Genomic DNA, 18,721 nt, shown 5'->3' with positions numbered 1-18,721 from the left:
CATGCCGCAGACGACCACGACCGACCTCACCCACCGTCTGGTGGCCTCTCCCGCCGGGCGGATCCACCTCGTGGAGCAGGGCACCGGGCCGCTGGTGCTGCTCGTCCACGGGTTTCCGGAGTCCTGGTACTCGTGGCGCCACCAGCTCCCGGCGCTGGCCGCGGCCGGGTACCGGGTGGCCGCCATCGATGTCCGCGGCTACGGACGGTCGTCCGCGCCCGGGGCGGTGGACGCGTACCGGCTGCGGGAGCTGGTGACGGACAACGTCGCCGTGGTGGAGGCGCTGGGCGAGGAGTCCGCCGTGGTGATCGGGCACGACTGGGGCTCTCCCATCGCCGCCAACTCCGCCCTGCTGCGGCCGGATGTGTTCCGGGCGGTCGGGCTGCTGAGCGTGCCGTACTCCCCGCGCGGCGGCCCCCGGCCCTCCGAGGTCTTCGCCGGGATGGGCGGTGAGGAGGAGTTCTACGTCGCCTACTTCCAGGAGCCGGGCCGGGCCGAAGCCGAGATCGAGCCGGATGTGCGCGGCTGGCTCGCGGGGATCTACGCGGCGCTGTCCGGGGACACCATGCCCGAGCCCGGGAAGCCGGACCCGCACTTCATCACGCGCGGCAGGACGATGCGCGAGCGGTTCCCCGCCGGGCGGCTGCCCGCCTGGCTGAGCGAGCGGGACCTCGATGTCTACGCCGGTGAGTTCGAGCGGACCGGGATGAGCGCGGCGCTGAACCGCTACCGGAACATGGACCGGGACTGGGAGGACCTGGCCGAGGTGGACGGTGCGCCCATCACCCGGCCGTCGCTGTTCATCGGCGGTGCCCTGGACGCCTCCACCGCCTGGATGGGCGACGCGATCAAGGCATATCCGAACACCCTGTCCGGGCTCGTCGGCTCGCACATCCTCGAGGACACCGGCCACTGGATCCAGCAGGAGCGCCCCGAGGAGGTCAACCGGCTGCTGCTCGACTGGCTGAACGCGCTTCCCGCGTAAGGCATGTGACCCGCCCGGCTCGGTAAGAGCCTGTGTCATATCCCCGGTCGGATCAGCGTGCGGCGTCTGGTGCGTGCGATCGCAAGGCGCCGGAGCGCCCTCGTGGCGGAGCCACTCGGGCGTTTCGGCAACGCGGCGAGCGTGCGTGCCAGGCGTCGCACGCCCGGCCGGGGATATGACACAGGCTCTAAGTCTGTGTGGTCGCCCTCACAGCTTCCAGGCCCCCTTGGCGAGTGTGGAGAGCCCGCCGGCCAGCGCGAGCAGCAGCACGAGCAGGCGGGCCCCGCGTTCGGGGACGCGGGTGGCCAGTGCCCTGCCGATGAACGCGCCCGCCGCCATTCCGGCGAGCGCCAAGGTCCACAGGGAGGTGTTCAGCCGGGGGACGCCGTTGGCGGCGACGGAGAAGGCGTTCACCACGATCCCGTAGAACTGCGCGTCCGGCACGAACTCGCGGACCGTCCAGCCCGCGTTCACCGCGTACAGGGACACCGGCGGACCGCCCAGAGAATCAGCTCCGCGCCACAACAACCACTCATCACACGGAGTCTTCCCCATCCGGACCGGAGGGAGATCAATTCCTCAGTGGGCGGCGGTCCTGGGAGCGCTGGAGGGCGCGGAAGTCGTCGAAGAACCCGTAGTTGTGGGCCGGTGAGCCGTCATCGGAGCGCTCCACGGTGCGGTTGGCGTAGAGGCTGTTCAGCAGCCAGGGTTGCTTGTCGGGGCCGAACTCCCTGGTCATGGCGGCGCCTTGGGTGACCCCGTACGTGGCCACGGCGAGGCGTCCGGTGTCGCGGAAGTAACTCACCTGGTCCCTCAGGAAGTGCTTGTGGCTCTCGAACCACGGGCTCATCGAGAGGAAGTCGCGCCACTTCTCCTCGGGGAAGGGGTGCTCGACGGCTTCCTCGATCACCTTCCAGACCGGGGTGGCGGCGGGAAGGTGGTAGCGGCTCGCGAAGCGTGCGGGGATCTCGTCCTTCAGGTGCAGCTTCCACAGCTGCACCAGGGAGAACTCGGTGACCAGGAACTTCTGGCCGTCGCGCAGCCGGGGCAGGATGTAGTCGACATAGGGCTTTACCTCCTTGGGCGCGGACACATGGGGGTGGATGTCCACACCCTCCATCTCCTGGGTCCTGCGGGTGAAGGACAGCCAGCGGTCGGTGGCCGCCGTCCGCCCGTCCGGCTTGTCCAGGTGGTTGAACGCGCCCATATAGAGGCGGGTCCGGCAGTACGAGGGAAAGTGCTTCTTCCGGTACGCGACGATGTGTTCCGCGACCGTCTCGTAGAACCTGTTCAGCGCGCCCGAGCTGCGGTCCCGGGGAAGGCTCTCGATGAACGGCTCGTTGCCGATGGCCAGGACGTCGACGGTGTCGAGGACGGCGTGCAGAACCCTGTCGACCCGGGCGAGTTCCTCGGTCATGGCCGAGCTGCCCGGTCCGGGAATCGGCCGGTGGTTGTACGGGAACTTCAGCGAGAGCACCGTGCCGTAGCCGAGGTGGTGGGCGTCCAGGAGCCGCTCGATGGCGCGCTGACGGGAGGCGTCGGCCGTGACCTCGGGCATCGGGACGAAACCCCGGATCCAGCTCGCGGAGACACCGCGCAGCTCGCCGAAGGTCACGCTGTCGGGGTCCTCGTTGAAGTTCGCGCCCAGCACACCGTCCGGACCTTCGGCGGCGGCCCTCGCGTCCGGGGAGTCACCGGCCCGCTCGCGTGGCCGTTCCTCGCCCGGTGTGCACCCCGCGGCGAGGAGGACCCCGCCGGACAGGGCCAGAACACGTCGCCGTGAAAGCGGCTCCTTCCTCGTCTCCCTCTCCCGGTGCACGCTCTCCTGGTGCACGGCGTGCGCGTTCGTATCCAACTGACGCTCCCTGTCGGTGCCGGTGTTCCGGGCGCCGCTGCCCGGACCGCCCGGGAGGATGCGTCGGCGAAGGCTGCCCGTTGCCCACGGTGCCCACGTTTTTCGTGGGCACCGCGTGCCCGGGTGCGCAGCCGCCCGATCAGTGGGTGATCCGCGTGGTGACGGTCAGCGGGTGATCCGGACGGTGACGGTGAGCGCCCCTCTGTTGTCGTCGAGGCAGCCGTCGCGGTCGTTGATACGAAGCTGGAGGGAGCCCTGGCGGGATGCCTGGAAGTGCCATGCGCGCCCTACGCCGTGGGGGTTCCCGGGGTTTCCCGGGTAGCGGCCCAGGAGGGCGCCGAAGGGCGCGGCGGAGTCCATCTTGCAGTCCTTCCACGCGAAGCGGAGGGATTCGTCATCGGCGCGGGTGTGGCCGAGCGGACCGACGAGCGGCAGGTTGGCGGCGTCCACCGTCCAGGTGCCGGTGGTGTAGGTGACCATCACCTGGTCGCCCTTCCGGACCGGGGTCGGCGTCGCGGTCTGCCAGCCGCGGGCCGCGTCCACGGTCACCTTGGTGGTGGCGGAGGAAGGAGACGGTGCCTTGTCGTCGCTGTCGGACGGGGGCCCGAAGGTGAGTAAGAGGCCCGTGCCCAGGGCCGCCACCGCGAGCGTGGCGCCCGCCGTCCACCACCATGTGCGGGCCCGGCCGCGGGGTCGCGGGGGTGGCCGCCCACCGGCCGGGTCGACAACGGTCGGCTCCCGGTCCAGGGCGGGGGTTCCGGTGAGGGTGTGCGGTGCGGTCGGGGTGGGGGTGCCGGTCAGGGTCCTGGGTGCGGTCACCGTGGGGGGCGCGGTCAGCGTCGGGGGGTCCGTCACGCCTGCGGCGGACCCCGGGAAGTGGCCCGGGGACCCGGCCGTACCCGCCGTCCCCGCCGTTCCCGCCGCTTCCGGAGGCCCCGCCGGGGGCAGTGGGCCCGGGTCGTCGGCGCCGTCCGCGACCCGTCGCAGCGCGGCGCCGACCGTGGCGGCGGAGGGGCGCTGCCCCGGGGACTTGTTCAGCAGCGCCTCGACGATGGGCCGCAGCGGCCCGACCTGCTCCGGGATGACCGGATCCGCGAAGGTGACGGCGTGCAGCGCGGCGGCCCCGGTGGGCCGCTGGAACGGCGGCACCCCGGAGGCGACCGCCGACAGCGTCGCGCCCAGCGACCACAGGTCTGACGGCGGGCCGACCTCCTCGTCCGTGAGCCGTTCGGGGGCCATGTAGCCGATGGAGCCGAGGAGTTCACCGGTGGTGGTGAGCGACTCGTCGTCTTCCAGGGCGGCGATGCCGAAGTCGGTGAGAACGGCGCCGCCGTCCTGGCGCAGCAGGATGTTGGCGGGCTTGATGTCGCGGTGCAGCGCCCCGGCGGCGTGCACGGCCTCCAGCGCACCGAGCAGCTGGAGCCCGAGGGCGGCGGTGTGGCGGGGGGTGAGGGGGCCGGTGTCCGCGATCCGGCGGGCCAGGGAGGGGCCGTCGACCAGCTCCATCACGATCCACAGCCGGTCGTCGTGTTCGACCAGGTCATGGATGCCGACCACATGGGGGTGGTGCACCCGGGCGACGGTACGGGCCTCCCTCAGCGCCCGGCGCATCCGTCTGTGGTGCTCGCGGTCGTCGCTCGCGACATGCAGCTCCTTGGCCGCGACCTCGCGCGCCAGCATCTCGTCGTATGCGCGCCAGACCGTGCCCATACCGCCTCGTCCGAGCCGGTTGCCCAGCTGGTAGCGCCCCGCGATCAGCCGTACGTCGTCCCCGCCCGATGTCACCCGATCTCTCCTGTTCTCACGCCCGATGAGCATAGTCCGGATGCGTTCGAACATCATCGCGCACAACTGATTCACTCGTCAGGCGAGAGCGCAACACCTGGGTGAGATTCCCCTTGATTCAGGGAGAAAGCGGGCATCCTGTAGTCACATTCATTGCGCTTATCTCAACGCGTCCGTACGGTGTCGGCCATGCGGCAACAGTTCGACGTGGCGGAACGCGTACGTCAGGTGATCGGCGAGGCCGGTTGTACCCAGCGTGAATTCGCCCGGCGGGTCGTGATGGACCCGTCCAAGCTCTCGCGTTCGCTCAGCGGGAGCCGGCGCTTCACCGTGGCCGAGCTGGCGCGGATCGCCGACGCCGGGAACGTGGACGCCGGGTGGCTGCTCGGCACCACGGCGGCGCCCGGAGCGGCCGGCGCGCCGCGGCCGACCGTCCCCGCCGCGCCCCCCGACAGCGGTCGGCCGCTCCAGATCGTGCGGGAGACGGTGGGGCTCATCGCCGAGCGCGGCTTCCACGCCGTACGCGTCGCCGATATCGCCGCCGCCTGCGACACCAGCACCGCCACCATCCACTACCACTTCCCGGGCCGCGACGAGCTGCTCGAAGCCGCCGTGCGCTGGTGCATGGACGAGGACACCGTGCGCCGCGCCGCCCGGATCGCCGAGGCCGACGACGCGCGCGAGGAGCTGCGGCAGCTGATCGCGCTCCAGGTGCCGTACACCGCGCGGCAGCGGCAGCAGTGGCTGGTGTGGATGGACCTGTGGGCCGAGGCCGCGCGGTCCACCGCCATCGGGCGGCTGCACGCCGACTTCTACCGGCAGTGGCGGCAGACCGTCGCCGAGGTGATCCGGCGCGGGATCGGGCAGGGGGTCTTCCGCACCGTCGACCCGGAGTTCAGCGCGCTGCGGCTGACCGCGCTGATCGATGGGCTCGCGATTCAGGTGCTGGCCACCGAGCCCGGACAGGGCGGTACGAGCGCCGAGGCCATGGAGATCGCCTGCAACGCGCATGTGGACACCGAATTGACCGCACGGCGGTCCGGCACGGATGCGGCCGGCCCCGCCGACCAGCCCGTCGGCCCCACCGGCCCCACCGGCCCCACCGGCCCCACCGGCCCCGCCAGCCCGGTCGACCCCACCGACCCCGTCGACCAGCCCGGACCGTAGTCCGGACCGTAGCTCCGCGCCGTTCCGCACCGCGAGAGCACACCGCGAAAGAGGGAGAGAGCCCATGCCCATGAACGACAGCGTCATCATCACCTGTGCCCTCACCGGCGCCGGTGACACGGTGGGCCGCAGCCCCCATGTCCCCGTCACCCCCGAGCAGATAGCCCGCTCCGCGGTCGAGGCCGCGGGGGCCGGGGCGGCCGTGGTCCATATCCACGTACGCGACCCCGAGACCGGCGCCCCAGCCCGTGATCCGCGGCTCTACCGCGAGGTCGTGGAGCGGGTCAAGGAGACCGGCACCGACGTCGTCATCAACCTCACCGCCGGCATGGGCGGCGACCTCGTCATCGACCCCGAGAACCCGCTCACCCATCTCCCCGGCACCGACCTGGTCAGCGGCCTGGACCGGCTCCCCCACGTCGAGGAGCTGCTGCCCGACATCTGCACCCTGGACTGCGGCTCGCTCAACTTCGGCGAAGGCAGCAACCTCTACGTCTCCACCCCCGACATGCTGCGCACCGGCGCCAAGCGCATCCAGGAGCTGGGCGTACGCCCCGAGCTGGAGATCTTCGACACCGGACAGCTGTGGTTCGCCAAGCAGCTGCTGGCCGAGGGGCTGCTGGACAACCCGACCGTCTTCCAGCTCTGCATGGGCATCCCGTGGGGCGCCCCGGCCGACCCGGGCGTGCTCCAGGCGATGGTCAACATGCTGCCCGAGGGCGCCCAGTGGGCCAGCTTCGCGCTGGGCCGGACGCAGATGCCGTGGGTGGCGCAGTCCATCCTGCTCGGCGGCAACGTACGGGTCGGTCTTGAGGACAACCTCTACCTCAGCCGGGGTGTCAAGGCCACCAACGGCCAGCTCGTCGAGCGCGCGGTCCAGGTCATCGAGCTGCTGGGCGCGAACGTCGCCACACCGGACGAGGCGCGGCAGCGGCTGGGCCTCAAGCCCCGCGCGTAAACCCCCACCAGCTCCCTTCTTCTCTTCCCCTCCCCTCACACCCTTCTCCCCTCACACCCTTAGGACCGCCATGCCCCCATCCCCCTGCGCCCCCGAAGAGGTACGCCGCGTCGCCTGCGTCGGCGCCGGAGTCATCGGCGGCGGCTGGGTCGCCCACTTCCTGGCGCGCGGCTACGACGTCACCGCCTGGGACCCGGCACCCGACGCCGAGGAGAAGCTGCGCCGCCTCGTGGACGCCGCCTGGCCCGCCCTGGAGCGGATCGGCCTCGCCGACGGCGCCTCCCCCGACCGGCTGACCGTGGCCGCGACCGCCGAGGAGGCCGTGGCCGACGCGCAGTTCGTCCAGGAGAGCGCCCCCGAGAAGCTGGAGCTCAAGCGGTCGCTGCTGGCCCGGCTGGACGCGGCGGCCCCGGCCGGTGTCGTCATCGCGTCCTCCACCTCCGGCTATCCGATGACCGATATGCAGACCGAGGCCGCCGACCCCGGCCGCCTCGTCGTCGGCCATCCCTTCAACCCGCCGTATCTCATTCCGCTGGTCGAGGTCGTCGGCGGGAAACAGACCGACGCCGCCGCGGTCGAGTGGGCCTCGCGCTTCTACAAAGTGGCGGGCAAATCCGTCATCACCATGGAGCGCGAGCTGCCCGGTTTCATCGCCAACCGGCTCCAGGAGGCGCTGTGGCGGGAGGCGCTGCACATGGTCGCCAATGGTGAGGCCACGGTGAAGGAGATCGACGACTCGATCACCGAGGGGCCGGGGCTGCGGTGGGCGTTCATGGGTCCCTGCCTCACGTTCGCCCTGGCGGGCGGCGAGGGAGGCATGGGACATATGCTCGACCACTTCGGACCCTCGTTGAAGTCTCCGTGGACCCGTCTCGAGGCGCCTGAGCTGGACGACACGCTGCGTGCGGCCATGGTCGACGGCTGTGACGAGGCGGCGGGCGGCCGTACCATCGCGCAGCTCGTCGCGGAGCGGGACCAGGGCGTCATCGACGTCCTGCGGGCGACCGGCCGACTGCCGCGGCAGCGCACCGAGGGGACGGACGGCATCGCACATAACTCCAGCACCATGGGAGACGAAAAGTGAGCAGTACGCTCCCCGACTACCGGCAGACCGTACGTCCCGAGTGGATCGACTACAACGGCCATATGAGCGAGGCGTTCTACGTCCTCGTCTTCGGCCACAGCACCGACGAGATGATGGTGGAGACCGGTCTGGACTCCGCCTACCGCGCCAAGACCGGCTGCTCGCTCTACACCGTGGAGTCGCATATCCGGTATCTGCGCGAGGTCGACGAAGGCGCCGAACTCACCATCCGTACGCGCGTGATCGGCGTGGACGAGAAGAAGGTGCGGTTCACCCATGAGATGCATGTGGGGGAGCCGAACGCCGCCCCCGTGGCCACCACCGAGCTGCTCGCGCTCCACATCGACCAGAACGAGAGCCGCTCGGCTCCGTTCCCCGACGAGATCCGGGAGCGGCTGACGGATCTGCTCGAGAAGGCCCCCGAGTGGGCGGGCCGGGCGATCGGCCCGGTGCCGTCCGAGGCGGGTTGAACGGCGTGCCCACCTCCTGAACGCCCCGGTCCCGGAATCATCCGGGGGCCGGGGCGTTCTCCACTCCCGCCGAGGCGTTCTCCACTCCCGCCGGGGCGTTCTCCGTCCCCTGCCGGGGCCGTTCTCCCTTCCGCGGCGGGTGAGGTTGAATGGCAGTGGAGGACACTCCGAGGGACGCGCGGCCAGGGGCGGCACACGGCGAGGGGTGACGAGACCATGGCGGACGCCGGACCGAACGGCTACGGCTACGGCTACGGGGACTGGGACGGGACCGGGACCGGGACCGGGAACAGGGACGGGGACGGGGACGAAGACGGCAAGGGCCGGCGCATCGAGCTGAGCGAGGTGCCCGAGACCCTGCTGTGGAACCTCTATATGCGGGCTGCCGAGGCCCGCCGGGCGCGGACCGTGCTGGCCGACCCCAAGGCCGTGGAGCTGGTCGACCGCATCGACTACCCCTTCGAGGAGACCTTCGGCGCGCCCAGCCCGCTGCTGGCGCAGGGCCACGCGCTGCGGGTCCGCACCTTCGACACCGCCGTACGGGCCTTCCTGGACGAGCATCCGGACGGCACGGTCGTCACGCTCGCCGAGGGCCTGGAGACGCAGTACTGGCGGGTGGACAACGGGCGGGCGCGCTGGCTGTGCGTGGAGCTGCCGGAGACCGCCGAGGTGCGGCGGTCGCTGCTGCCGGACGAGGAGCGGCGGCGCACCCTCGCCCGGTCGGCGCTCGACCTGTCCTGGCGGGACGAGGTCGATCCCGCGCACGGGGTGCTGATCACCGCCCAGGGGCTGCTGATGTATCTCCGGCCGACCGAGGTGAAGGACCTGATCGCGGGGTGCGCCGAGCGGTTCCGGGGCGGGGCGCTGGTCTTCGACGCGGTGCCCCGCTGGTTCAGCGCCCGGACGCTGCGCGGCGAGATGCGCACCGCGCAGGGCTATCAGGCGCCGCCCATGCCATGGGGCATGGACGCGGGCGAGCTGCCGAAGGTGCGGACGGCCCATCCGGCGATCACGGACGTACGCGAGGTGCCGCCGCCGCGCGGGCGCGGGTTCTACTACGGGGCGCTGGCGCCCGTGATGCGGTGGCTGCCCGCGGTCCGGAATCTCCGGCCGACGATGACGGCGATCGCGCGCTTTTCCTGAGCTTCCGCGGCCCGTCCGAGCGGTCCGGTCACTCCGGCGGGACGCTGTACCGCTCCAGGGTCGCCTTGGACACCGAGGTGTCCATGAGGCGCAGTTCCCACGGTCCGGTGTTGACGTCGAAGTCCTTGCCGAAGCCGACCCACTTGCCGGCCATGCGGCGGCTGGTCGGCTCCACGAGCAGCTGAATCGCGCCGTGGTAGCACGCCCCCTGGTAGTAGCCGCCGGTGGCCGTCTGCTCGGTCCAGGTACCCGTGACCACGCTCCGGTCGACGGTGAAGTCCAGGGAGAGCGGGGAGTCGGGGTTCAGGGACGCTCCGTTGAGTGACCGTCCCGTCAGGCGATTGCCGTGCTGCACGAGCACCACGTAGTGCCTGCCCTCGAAGACGTCCTCGCGCCCTGACGAGTAGTACTCGTACCGGGAGAGCCAGACGCCGCTGTAGTTGTCTGCCGCCGTCTGCCGGCCCGCCCGGGTGTCGGCGGAGGCGGGAGCCACGCCCTCCGCGCTCGGTGTCATGTCATGCCCTCCCGCCCCATCGCCATGGACTCTCGCCATGGGCACCTGCGGGGCGAATCCCAATGACTCGATCGGCACCCCTGTGACCCTCTCCAGCGCGCGGATGTAGACCGGCCTCGGTGATCTGCTGATACCGGATTCCCAGCGTTGGACCAGCCGTTTGCTGGCCTCGTTCGGCTCACCCGACCCGACACCTGCCCGGCGGAGCGCCTTCGCCAGGTCGTCCTGGCTCATCCGCAGGCCGATCCGCACAGCCCGCAGCGCGTCATTCGGTGCGTGTACCTCGGTCGTCATGGCGTCCACGCTAGCCGCGAACGCCCATGAATGACACCGAAATGACGCCCTTCGAGGGACACCCGAGTAACGCCTTTTCTGTCGTCGCGGCGCCCTGGGCAATGGCGGGACCATCACGACCCAACGCGACAGAAGAGGCAGATCGTGATGGACAAGACAGAAAAGGGACAGCGGCTCATGAGCATGCGGGTGTCCCATGACAGTGGCCGGACCTGGAGCGCCGAAGTGGTGGTCATCAGCAGCGACCCTCTGGCTCCCCTCCTCACCTCGACATGGCCGCCCTGTCAGTGCTTACGCTGCGTGACCGGGTCGGGTCCCGCGGCCGCGCGGCTCACTGGCGGTACGGCTCGGTGAACGAGGGGCAGCGGCGAGAATGGACAGGTGAGACGCCCCATGGACATCGCCACCCCGTTGCGGCCGCGGCTGCCGTCCCCCGTGCGGGACGTGGTCGATCCGTGGCTCGCCGATCGGGGCGTGGCGCTGCGGCTGAAGCGGGACGATCTCATCCATCCGCTGGTGCCGGGCAACAAGTGGCGCAAGCTCACGCCGAATCTGCGCGCGGCCGTCGAGCGGGGGCACACGCGGCTGCTCACCTTCGGCGGGGCGTACTCCAACCACATCCGCGCGGTGGCGGCGGCCGGGGCCGCCTACGGGCTGTCGACGGTCGGGGTCATCCGGGGCGACGAGTTGGCCGACGCGCCGCGCAACTGGTCGCTGACGCGGGCCGAGGACCACGGTATGGAGCTGGCCTTCGTCAGCCGCTCCGCCTACCGCGAGACGCTGCGCGGGCTGAGCGAGGACGACCCCGGCACCCTGCGGGGGCTGGAGGAGCGGTGGGGGCGCGCTTACGTCCTCCCCGAGGGCGGTACGAACGTACTGGCGGCGCGCGGGGCGGCGGAGCTCGTCGCGGAGCTGCCCGACCTGGGGCCGGGCGACGTGGTGTGCTGCGCGGTGGGCACCGGGGGCACGCTGGCCGGGATCACCGCCGCGCTCCCGGCCGGTGCGCGGGCGGTGGGGTTCGCCGTCCTGAAGGGGGCCGAAGGCCATCTGGACGGCGAGGTGGCCGAGCTGCACCGGCGCGGTTGGGGGCGGGCGTTCGGCAACTGGCACATCGACCACGGCTACCACGGCGGCGGCTACGGGCGCGTCCCGGCGGAGCTGGAGGCGTTCGCGGCCCGGTTCGAGGAGCGGCACGGGGTGCGGGTGGAGCGGCGGTACGTGGCGAAGATGCTGTGGGGTGTCCACGGGCTGGTGGAGCGGGGCGAACTGCCGCCGGGCAGCCGGGTGACGGCGGTGATCACCGGCCCGCCGGATCCGAAGCCGGAGCCAGAGCCGGGGCGCGCGGGAAACGGAGGCGAGTCGGGGCGCGCGGCACGCGGGGGCGGGTAGGGGCGCGCGGGAAACGGGGACGGGTCGGGGCGGCTCACGGGCGGGGGTCGGGGGCGCGGCACACGGGGCGGGTCGGGGCGCGCGGCTCACGGGCAGGGGACCCGGCGCGCGGGGGCCGGTCGGAGTACGCGACGTACGGGCAAGGGCCGGGGGCACAGCGCGCGAGGCGGGTCGAGGTGCGCGGCACACGGGCAAGGGTCGGGGGCCCGGCGCGCGGGGGCCGGTCGGAGTACGCGACGTACGGGCAAGGGCCGGGGCCCGGCGCGCGGAGGCCGGTCGGGGTGGTCAGTCGGGGATGCGGAGGCGCATGACCGTTGTGGCCGCGTGGCGGACCGTGCTCTCGTGGCGGACCTCCACCGTCAGATCCGGGGCGATGGGGCGGTAGGCGATCTCGGCGCCGACCCGGTCCAGCGCGGTGGGGAGTTCGGCGGGCGGAGGCTGTGGGTCGGGCAGGTCGCGCAGGGCCGAGCCGAGCTGGGCGCGGACGCCCGTCGAAAGCGGGGCGGAGATCACGGGCGCGTCATCGCCGGGGAGCACCAGCGCCAGGGCGCGGGGGCGGAGCCGGGGCCCGACCACGCCGACGACGACGGCGTCACGGGCCTCCGAGTGGCGCAGCTTCCGCCAGTGGCGGCCCGGCCGGTACGGCTGATCCAGATCCTTGATGACCAGGCCCTCGACGCCGATCTCCGGCAGCGCCTCGTACCAGGTGGCGGCGAGCTCCGGGTCGGTGGTCATGGGAACGGCCTGGAGCGGTGGGCCGAGCGGTTCGAGGAGCGCCATCAACCGGGCGCGACGCTGTTCGTAAGGAAGCGGCCGCAGATCCTCCGCCCCGATCGCGAGCAGGTCGAAGGCGGCGTAGGAGGCGGGCAGTTCCCGGGCGAGCCGGCCCGCCCGGGACTCGGACGCGGCGAAGGCGCGCTTCTGGACGGCGGCGAAGTCCGTACGGCCGCCCGCCCACACCACCACCTCACCGTCGAGGACCGTACCGGGCGGAAGCGGCCGCGCGGCGGCCTCCAGGTCGGGGAAGGCACGGGTGATGATGCGGCCGGAGCGTGCCTGCATCCTTACGGTGTCCACCAACCGGAAGATCAGCAGCCGATGCCCGTCGAATTTGGGCTCGTACGCCAGCCGCCGTCCGGGCGGGGCGGTCGGCAGGGTGGGGACGACACGGGCCAGCGCCACCTCCACCGGTGGCTGAAGAGGCGGCTGAGGGGGCTGCCGAAGGGGCGGCTCCTGGGAGGTCATCGGTCCGCCGCGCTTTCGTCGTCCGCCGCGTCTTCGTCGTCCGCCGCGCTTTCATCGTCGGCCGCGTCTTCGTCGTCTGCCTCGCCCTCATCGGCGGCCTCGCCCTCATCGGCGGCCCCGTCCTCATCGGCGGCCCCGTCGTCCCCGCCCCCGCCGCCACCCGTCGGCAGCGGGCGTGCCTGCGCCGGGTCCAGCAGCGGGGCCAGCAGATCCCCGTGGCGGTCGAGCCGCGCGGGGATGTCGTCGATCAGGAAGGTCAGCGCCGAGGGGTCGCCGCACTCCTCGACCTCCTCCCAGGTGACGGGCGCGGAGACGGCCGGTTCGGAGAGGGCTCGCGGGGTGTACGGGGCTGCGGTGGTCTTCGCGGCCGCGTTCTGGCTGAAGTCCACGTACACCTTCCCCGGCCGCAGCGAGCGGGTCATCTTACGGATGACCAGGTCCGGCATGGCGTTCGCGGCCTCCAGGGCCAGCCGTCTGGCGTAGGCGGTGGCCTGCCGGGACGGGGTCGGCTCCAGCGGCACCAGCAGATGGAGCCCCTTGGAGCCACTGGTCTTGGCGTAAGCCGTAAGGCCGTCGGCGCGCAGCCGCTCGCGCAGCCATACGGCGACGACACGGCAGTCCACGATCGTGGCGGGCGGCCCGGGGTCGAGGTCGAGGACGAGCCGGTCGGCGCTGCCCACGCCCTGGTCGATCCGCCACATCGGGGTATGGAGCTCCACCACGAGGTTGGCCGCCCACATCAGCGAGGGCAGGTCCTGGATCAGCACCTGCCGCGCGGTCTCCCCCTTATGGCGGGTGACTTCGGCCGTGGTCACCCAGGAGGGCGTGCCCGGAGGCGGGTTCTTGGTGAAGAACTTCTGGCCGTCGGGGCCGTCCGGGTAGCGCAGGAACGCCAGTGGCCGCCCACGCAGATGGCCGAGGAGGGCGTCCGCGGTGGACGCCAGATAGTGCAGCAGCTCGCCCTTCGTGGTGCCGGTGGCCGGATGGATGACCTTGTCGAGGTTCCTGAGCGTGATCCGCCGCCCCTCCACCTCCGCGATCGGGGACATACGATAAGAATCTCACGAAAGGGATCAAGCATGCGATCTATCTGGAATGGGAACATTTCCTTCGGCCTGGTGAGCATTCCGATCAAGATGTATCCGGCCACCGAGGACCACTCGATCTCGTTCCGGCAGATCCACACCCGCGACGGCGGCCGCATCCGCTACCGCAAGGTCTGCGAGCTCGAGGACAAGCCGATCGAGTCGGGCGAGATCGGGCGGGCGTACGAGGACGCGGACGGAGCGCTGGTCCCGATCACCGACGAGGACCTCGCGGCCCTTCCGCTGCCCACCACCCACACCCTGGAGATCGAGGCGTTCATCTCCGCCTCCGAGATCGATCCGCTCCAGCTGGGCGACGCCTACTACCTGGGCACCAGCGGCGCCGCCGGGGCCAAGCCGTACACATTGCTGCGCGAGGCGCTCAAGCGCAGCGGGAAGGTCGCCATCGCCAAATACGCCCACCGGGGCCGCGAGCGGCTGGGGATGCTCCGCGTCGTGGGCGACACCATCGCGCTGCACCGGCTGCTCTGGCCGGACGAGGTGCGCGAGCCCGCGGGGGTGGCCCCCAAGGAGAAGGTGACCGTGAAACCGGCCGAACTGGACCTCGCCGACACCCTGATGGAGACGCTCGGAGAGGTGGACATCAGCGAACTGCACGACGACTACCACGAGGCGCTGGAGGAGCTGGTGGCGGCGAAGATGTCCGGCGCCACGCCCGCGGCCGAGCCCGGTGAGCGGCCTTCGGGCGCGCAGGTGGTCGACCTGATGGCGGCCCTGAAGGAGAGCGTCCGCAGCGCCAGGCAGTCCCGGGGCGAGGAGGGGGCCGGAGCGGCCGCGGCGGCGGGGGAGGCCGGTGACGCCTCGGAGGGGGGAGCCGAGGAGGAGGCGGAGGCTACGGTCCACGAGTTGCGCGGCCGCAAGAAGGCCCCGGCGAAGAAGGCCGCGGCGACGAAGAAGGAGCCTGCGGCCGTGGCCGAGAAGAAGACCGCGGGGGCGAGGAGGGGCGGGACGAAGGCCGCCAAGGCGGCGGAGAAGGAGCCTGCGGAGAAGGCCGCCACGAAGAAGGCGGGTGCGAAGAAGGCTGCGGCCAAGAAGAGCGCGGCCAAGAAGGCCACCGCGAAGAAGCAGACGGGCAAGCGGACCGCCTCCTGAGGCGGGCGTGGCACCTGGCGAGTGCGCGCCGCCCGGCGCGGAGCGTTCCGCGCGCCGTCCAGGCGTACGGACAGGACCCACCCCTGGCATAGCGCGCCTGCGGCGGGCCTTTCCCCTACCCGCCCCTTCCCGCAACCGGGGCTCCGCCCCGGACCCCGCTCCTCAATCGCCGGAGGGGCTGATTTCAGCCCGTCCGGCGATTGAGGACACGCCCGAAGGGCGTCCGGGGTCCAGGGGGCGGAGCCCCATGGTTCGGGAAGGGGCGGGTAGGGGAAAAGGCCCGCCGCAGGCGCGACTGGCCCGGCCACCCGGTCCCGGGTCCCGGGTCCCGGCACGCCGTCAGGTCCCGGCGCGGCCGGCGCCTCAGCGGAAGGCGGCCGCGCGGTCCTCCACCCACTGCGCGAACGTACGCCCGGGACGCCCCGTGACCCGCTCCACCTCCGGTGAGATCGGCTGCGGCCGGTCCACGCACTCCGCGAAGACACGCAGCAGCGAATCCGCCATCTCCGGCGTGACGAAGCCGTGCGCCATCCGCTCCCGCGCCGCCTCGTGCGAGATCTCCTCGTACCGCAGCGGCCGCCCGATCACCTCGCCGATGATGCGCACCTGATCGGCGAAGCTCAGCGACTCGGGCCCGGTCAGCTCGGGCGACTGGCCGACCAGGTCGTCGGCGAGCAGGGCGCGGGCGGCGACCGCGCCCATGTCGGCCTCGTGGATGGGTGCCATCTGCGCCCCGGCGTACGGCCCGTACACCGCGTCCCCGGCCTTGATCTGGTCCACCCACTGCATGGCGTTCGCGGCGAAGGCGCCCGGCCGGACGAACGTCCACTCCAGCCCCGTGGCCTCGACATCGGCCTCCAGCGCGCGGTGGCGGGCGCCGATCGGGTTCTCCTCGGGGTCGAGGTCGGCCAGGACGGAGGACGAGGAGAGCATCACGATCCGCCGCACCCCGCTCTCCTTGGCCCGCTCCAGGAGCTTGCCGATCCCCACCTGCCACACCACGGCGGGGTTGAGGAACAGCCCCGTGGCACCGTCCAGGGGCAGCTCATCGGTCCGGGCCGCCCGTACGCCCTCGGGCAGCCGGGCCGCCTCGGGGTCGCGGGTGAGCGCGAGCACCTCGGCGCCCGCGTCGGCCAGCTCCTTCACCACATGGCCGCCGACGTTTCCGGTGGCTCCGGTCACCACGAACATGATGAATCTCCTTGCCTGTCCTGCGATCCGTACGTAGCCGCAGCCAGGTTCATCCAAACGGATGATGTTGTCAAACATATAGATGAGAGCATGGCGGGAGCCCCCGGCTAGCCTGTCCGGGCCGAGGTCCGGGCCGAGGAAGAGGAGATGACGACGATGCAGGGGACGCCCAAGAGGCCCCGCCGCGCCCCCACGCCCGAGGAGCGCAAGCTGGACCCGGAGCGCTCCCGGCGGCTGCTGCTGGAGGCGGCCAGGGACGAGTTCTCCGAGAAGGGGTTCGCGGGCGCCCGCGTCCAGGACATCGCGGACCGGGCGGGCGTCAACAAGCAGCTGATCGCCTACCACTTCGGCGGTAAGGAGGGCATCTACCAGGAGCTGGGCCGCGAGTGGCTGAAGCGCGAGGCGACCTTCAACGACCCCTCGGTCCCCTTCGAGGAGCTGGTCGTCCGCTACCTCCGGGAGGTGTTCGACGACCCTCGCGGCATCCGGCTGGCCGTCTGGCGCGCGCTGACCGGTGAGGTGGCGGAGGAGCAGCCCGAGGACCTGTCCGACATGCGGCGCCGGCAGGCGGCCGGCGAGCTGGCCGACGACCTCGACCCGGCCGCCGTACTGCTGATGTGCTACGCCGCCGTCTCCGTACCGGCCACGATGCCGCACGCCGTCCGCCAGATCTTCGGCATCGAGCCGGACTCGCCGGAGTTCCGGGAGCGGTGGGAGGAGCAGCTGCGCCGCCTCGTCCGCCATCTCGCCGCGTAGCGCCCCGGGGGCCTACTCGCTCGCCCCGTCGATCTGGAACGTCTGCACCGACTTCTCGGCGAACGGAACGCTCAGCCGCTTGCCGTCCAGCGCCGTGTCCTGGCGCGGGGTGTAGAGATCGCCCGCGCCGGAGGTCTGGGTGGACCAGCGCGGCACCAGCCCGCCCGTGCCCCCGGTGACCCGGCCGAAGCGGGACAGATCGAAGGTCAGCGTCTGCGCGGCGCCGGGGTTGACGGCGACGAGCACGAGCCGCCGCGCGCCCGGGTCGTACGCGGCGACCGCGTGGTCCGAGCCGGTCTCCAGGATCCGCATCCGGGGGCGGACGTGGCGGGTGAACTGGGCGAGCACGTAGTACTTGGGCTGCACGGCGCCGGGCTGGGCGGTGTCCGGGTCGTAGTGGATCAGCGCCCAGCCCGCGCCGGGGTCCATGACCTGCCAGTACGACCACGCGGTGGGGTGCAGCCAGCGGAAATCGAGGCAGAGGTTGGTGGCCAGGGTGAGGCCCGTGCCGTCCTTGTCGCCGGTCTCGGAGTTCCACAGCTTCTTGCCCGCCGCGCGTACATCCAGGTACAGCAGATCGCGGCGGCCGCCCGAGCCCTGGTAGCCGTGCACATTGACCTGGTCGACCAGGGCGCGGGTGGCCGTGTCGAAGGAGTTCCAGGTGGTACGGGCCAGGTCGTAACCGGTCTCGTCCGAGGCCGAGATCCGGGTGCCGGTCAGCCCGCGCGCGTCGAGTTCGGTGCGCAGATGGCCGAGGACGGCCCGCTGGACCGACGCGTCGATATGGCAGCCCTCCTGCGTGCCGTCCGCCTTCCACCAGGCGGAGGACGGCTCGTTGAACGCCTCGACGGTGGCGAAGCGGACGCCCCAGTGGTCCTGGGCGTAGCGGGCGGTGGTGGCGAGATGGAGCGCGAACTGGCGGTGGTTCCAGGGCTGGAGGTTGTTGCCGCCGTCCGCCGCGCCCGACGGGTTGTGGTTGAGACACATCCACCACATGGGCGAGTTGGCGAACAGCTCGGCGACGGCACCCCGCTGAACGGCCTTGACCAGCGCCGCCCGCTGGACCGCGTCGGCGTCCCAGTGCCAGGCCGGGGAGGCGGGGTCCTCGCTGCTCCAGTCGTGCCAGTAGCCCTCGATCTGCTTGAACCGGGGGATGTTGGGCGAGGCCACCATGGACTCGCCCCCCGCGCTGGTCCAGGCGCAGCCGCCGAGGTTGTAGCGGGCGATGTTCAGCCCGAGACCGGGCAGCGACCGGCCGCCGTAGCCCACCGCCTCGGTGGTGAAGAAGAGATCGGCGAAGTCGTCGCGCCGCCCGAAGAGATTGGCCCACCAGGCGAGCGAGGTGCCCCAGCCCTCCCAGACCCCGTGGTCGGTGCCGGGGTCGACGCCGATGGCCTCGTCGGCCCGGGCGGTGCCGGTCGTGAGCGCGGTGCCGAGCACGGTGGTGCCCGCCGCCGCCAGAAGCGTTCTGCGCCGCATCGTCAGTCCCCTCCGCCGCGCCGGCCCCCGTCGCTTACGAAGGGTCGGGGCAGCGGCGGGAGTTGTCGAGAGGGCCCTGGGCGGTTCTCCCGGCGGTCCGCCGGAAAATCGGTTGCCTCCGCCCGCCTCCGTGTCCAGGATGTCCGCGACCTCACGTCCGCGAACGTCCGCGAAACGTCCGCGAACGTCCGCGAGCCTCTACGAGCAG

General features: G+C 71.9%; 16 protein-coding genes and 1 pseudogene. 9 read left to right on the top strand and 8 right to left on the bottom strand.

What is annotated here, in order from left to right:
* Position 1 precedes the first annotated feature (1 nt).
* Positions 2-985: an alpha/beta fold hydrolase gene (locus tag NQU54_RS17490; RefSeq protein WP_257631876.1), complete on the top strand. Its 984-nt coding sequence runs from the start codon at positions 2-4 to the stop codon at positions 983-985.
* A 207-nt stretch (positions 986-1,192) separates the two neighbouring features.
* Here the strand turns inward: NQU54_RS17490 and NQU54_RS17485 are convergent.
* From NQU54_RS17485 to NQU54_RS17475, 3 genes and pseudogenes are all read right to left on the bottom strand, one after another.
* A pseudogene (locus NQU54_RS17485) lies at positions 1,193-1,498 on the bottom strand (sulfite exporter TauE/SafE family protein); the annotation flags it as partial.
* A 58-nt stretch (positions 1,499-1,556) separates the two neighbouring features.
* The gene (locus NQU54_RS17480; protein ID WP_257631875.1) at positions 1,557-2,840 is read right to left on the bottom strand and encodes a hypothetical protein; all 1,284 of its coding nucleotides are present in this window, start codon (positions 2,838-2,840) and stop codon (positions 1,557-1,559) included.
* 165 nt (positions 2,841-3,005) lie between these two features.
* On the bottom strand, positions 3,006-4,625 hold the full coding sequence (locus NQU54_RS17475) for a serine/threonine-protein kinase (RefSeq protein ID WP_257631874.1): 1,620 nt from the start codon (positions 4,623-4,625) through the stop codon (positions 3,006-3,008).
* Positions 4,626-4,814: 189 nt separating this feature from the next.
* Between NQU54_RS17475 and NQU54_RS17470 the strand changes: the two genes are divergently transcribed.
* From NQU54_RS17470 to NQU54_RS17450, 5 genes are all read left to right on the top strand, one after another.
* Positions 4,815-5,792, top strand: a complete 978-nt coding sequence (locus NQU54_RS17470) for a TetR/AcrR family transcriptional regulator (RefSeq protein ID WP_257631873.1) — start codon at positions 4,815-4,817, stop codon at positions 5,790-5,792.
* Between the two features lie 64 nt (positions 5,793-5,856).
* Complete coding sequence (locus tag NQU54_RS17465) at positions 5,857-6,750, top strand: beta-keto acid cleavage family enzyme (protein WP_257631872.1); 894 nt, start codon at positions 5,857-5,859, stop codon at positions 6,748-6,750.
* Between the two features lie 70 nt (positions 6,751-6,820).
* Positions 6,821-7,834 (top strand): 3-hydroxyacyl-CoA dehydrogenase NAD-binding domain-containing protein, encoded by a 1,014-nt coding sequence (locus NQU54_RS17460; protein ID WP_257631871.1) that lies wholly within the window; start codon positions 6,821-6,823, stop codon positions 7,832-7,834.
* On the top strand, positions 7,831-8,304 hold the full coding sequence (locus NQU54_RS17455; RefSeq protein WP_069864971.1) for a thioesterase family protein: 474 nt from the start codon (positions 7,831-7,833) through the stop codon (positions 8,302-8,304). The genes NQU54_RS17460 and NQU54_RS17455 overlap by 4 nt, the downstream gene beginning before the upstream one ends.
* 216 nt (positions 8,305-8,520) lie before the next feature.
* On the top strand, positions 8,521-9,447 hold the full coding sequence (locus NQU54_RS17450; protein WP_257631870.1) for a class I SAM-dependent methyltransferase: 927 nt from the start codon (positions 8,521-8,523) through the stop codon (positions 9,445-9,447).
* Between the two features lie 28 nt (positions 9,448-9,475).
* Here the strand turns inward: NQU54_RS17450 and NQU54_RS17445 are convergent, their stop codons facing one another.
* On the bottom strand, positions 9,476-10,255 hold the full coding sequence (locus NQU54_RS17445; protein WP_257631869.1) for a helix-turn-helix transcriptional regulator: 780 nt from the start codon (positions 10,253-10,255) through the stop codon (positions 9,476-9,478).
* 393 nt (positions 10,256-10,648) lie between these two features.
* Here NQU54_RS17445 and NQU54_RS17440 point away from each other — a divergent pair, with 393 nt between their 5' ends.
* A complete protein-coding gene (locus NQU54_RS17440; protein WP_257631868.1) occupies positions 10,649-11,644 on the top strand; it encodes a 1-aminocyclopropane-1-carboxylate deaminase/D-cysteine desulfhydrase in 996 nt (331 codons plus the stop codon).
* 285 nt (positions 11,645-11,929) lie between these two features.
* Here the strand turns inward: NQU54_RS17440 and NQU54_RS17435 are convergent, their stop codons facing one another.
* A complete protein-coding gene (locus NQU54_RS17435) occupies positions 11,930-12,889 on the bottom strand; it encodes an ATP-dependent DNA ligase (RefSeq protein ID WP_257631867.1) in 960 nt (319 codons plus the stop codon).
* Positions 12,886-13,938, bottom strand: coding sequence for a non-homologous end-joining DNA ligase (ligD, locus tag NQU54_RS17430; protein ID WP_257631866.1), 1,053 nt, complete (start codon positions 13,936-13,938; stop codon positions 12,886-12,888). Before ligD ends, NQU54_RS17435 begins: the two co-directional genes overlap by 4 nt.
* Positions 13,939-13,968: 30 nt before the next feature.
* On the opposite strand from ligD, the gene ku reads away from it, so the two are divergent.
* Positions 13,969-15,087, top strand: coding sequence for a non-homologous end joining protein Ku (gene ku / locus NQU54_RS17425; protein ID WP_257631865.1), 1,119 nt, complete (start codon positions 13,969-13,971; stop codon positions 15,085-15,087).
* Between the two features lie 363 nt (positions 15,088-15,450).
* Here ku and NQU54_RS17420 read toward each other — a convergent pair whose 3' ends face one another.
* Entirely contained in the window at positions 15,451-16,278 is an 828-nt protein-coding gene (locus tag NQU54_RS17420; protein ID WP_257631864.1) for an NAD(P)H-binding protein, read from the bottom strand.
* A 147-nt stretch (positions 16,279-16,425) separates the two neighbouring features.
* Here NQU54_RS17420 and NQU54_RS17415 point away from each other — a divergent pair, with 147 nt between their 5' ends.
* Entirely contained in the window at positions 16,426-17,034 is a 609-nt protein-coding gene (locus NQU54_RS17415; protein WP_257631863.1) for a TetR/AcrR family transcriptional regulator, read from the top strand.
* A gap of 12 nt (positions 17,035-17,046) precedes the next feature.
* Here NQU54_RS17415 and NQU54_RS17410 read toward each other — a convergent pair whose 3' ends face one another.
* Entirely contained in the window at positions 17,047-18,513 is a 1,467-nt protein-coding gene (locus tag NQU54_RS17410; RefSeq protein ID WP_257631862.1) for a glycoside hydrolase, read from the bottom strand.
* Positions 18,514-18,721 lie beyond the last annotated feature (208 nt).

Origin of the sequence: Streptomyces malaysiensis subsp. samsunensis, assembly GCF_024519315.1 — a bacterium.
In the GTDB taxonomy this organism is placed as follows: Bacteria; Actinomycetota; Actinomycetes; order Streptomycetales; family Streptomycetaceae; genus Streptomyces; species Streptomyces malaysiensis.
Note: the sequence above shows the minus strand (reverse complement) of the source record. Positions and strands in the feature narration are given on the sequence as shown.

What these genes read in the sequence shown, in the direction of transcription:
- NQU54_RS17445 (WP_257631869.1), bottom strand. Translation starts at nt 10,255, where the DNA reads ATGACGACCGAGGTACACGCACCGAATGACGCGCTGCGGGCTGTGCGG.
- NQU54_RS17450 (WP_257631870.1), top strand. Translation starts at nt 8,521, where the DNA reads ATGGCGGACGCCGGACCGAACGGCTACGGCTACGGCTACGGGGACTGG.
- NQU54_RS17470 (WP_257631873.1), top strand. Translation starts at nt 4,815, where the DNA reads ATGCGGCAACAGTTCGACGTGGCGGAACGCGTACGTCAGGTGATCGGC.
- NQU54_RS17490 (WP_257631876.1), top strand. Translation starts at nt 2, where the DNA reads ATGCCGCAGACGACCACGACCGACCTCACCCACCGTCTGGTGGCCTCT.
- ligD (WP_257631866.1), bottom strand. Translation starts at nt 13,938, where the DNA reads ATGTCCCCGATCGCGGAGGTGGAGGGGCGGCGGATCACGCTCAGGAAC.
- NQU54_RS17435 (WP_257631867.1), bottom strand. Translation starts at nt 12,889, where the DNA reads ATGACCTCCCAGGAGCCGCCCCTTCGGCAGCCCCCTCAGCCGCCTCTT.
- NQU54_RS17465 (WP_257631872.1), top strand. Translation starts at nt 5,857, where the DNA reads ATGCCCATGAACGACAGCGTCATCATCACCTGTGCCCTCACCGGCGCC.
- NQU54_RS17440 (WP_257631868.1), top strand. Translation starts at nt 10,649, where the DNA reads ATGGACATCGCCACCCCGTTGCGGCCGCGGCTGCCGTCCCCCGTGCGG.
- NQU54_RS17410 (WP_257631862.1), bottom strand. Translation starts at nt 18,513, where the DNA reads ATGCGGCGCAGAACGCTTCTGGCGGCGGCGGGCACCACCGTGCTCGGC.
- NQU54_RS17415 (WP_257631863.1), top strand. Translation starts at nt 16,426, where the DNA reads ATGACGACGATGCAGGGGACGCCCAAGAGGCCCCGCCGCGCCCCCACG.
- ku (WP_257631865.1), top strand. Translation starts at nt 13,969, where the DNA reads ATGCGATCTATCTGGAATGGGAACATTTCCTTCGGCCTGGTGAGCATT.
- NQU54_RS17420 (WP_257631864.1), bottom strand. Translation starts at nt 16,278, where the DNA reads ATGTTCGTGGTGACCGGAGCCACCGGAAACGTCGGCGGCCATGTGGTG.
- NQU54_RS17460 (WP_257631871.1), top strand. Translation starts at nt 6,821, where the DNA reads ATGCCCCCATCCCCCTGCGCCCCCGAAGAGGTACGCCGCGTCGCCTGC.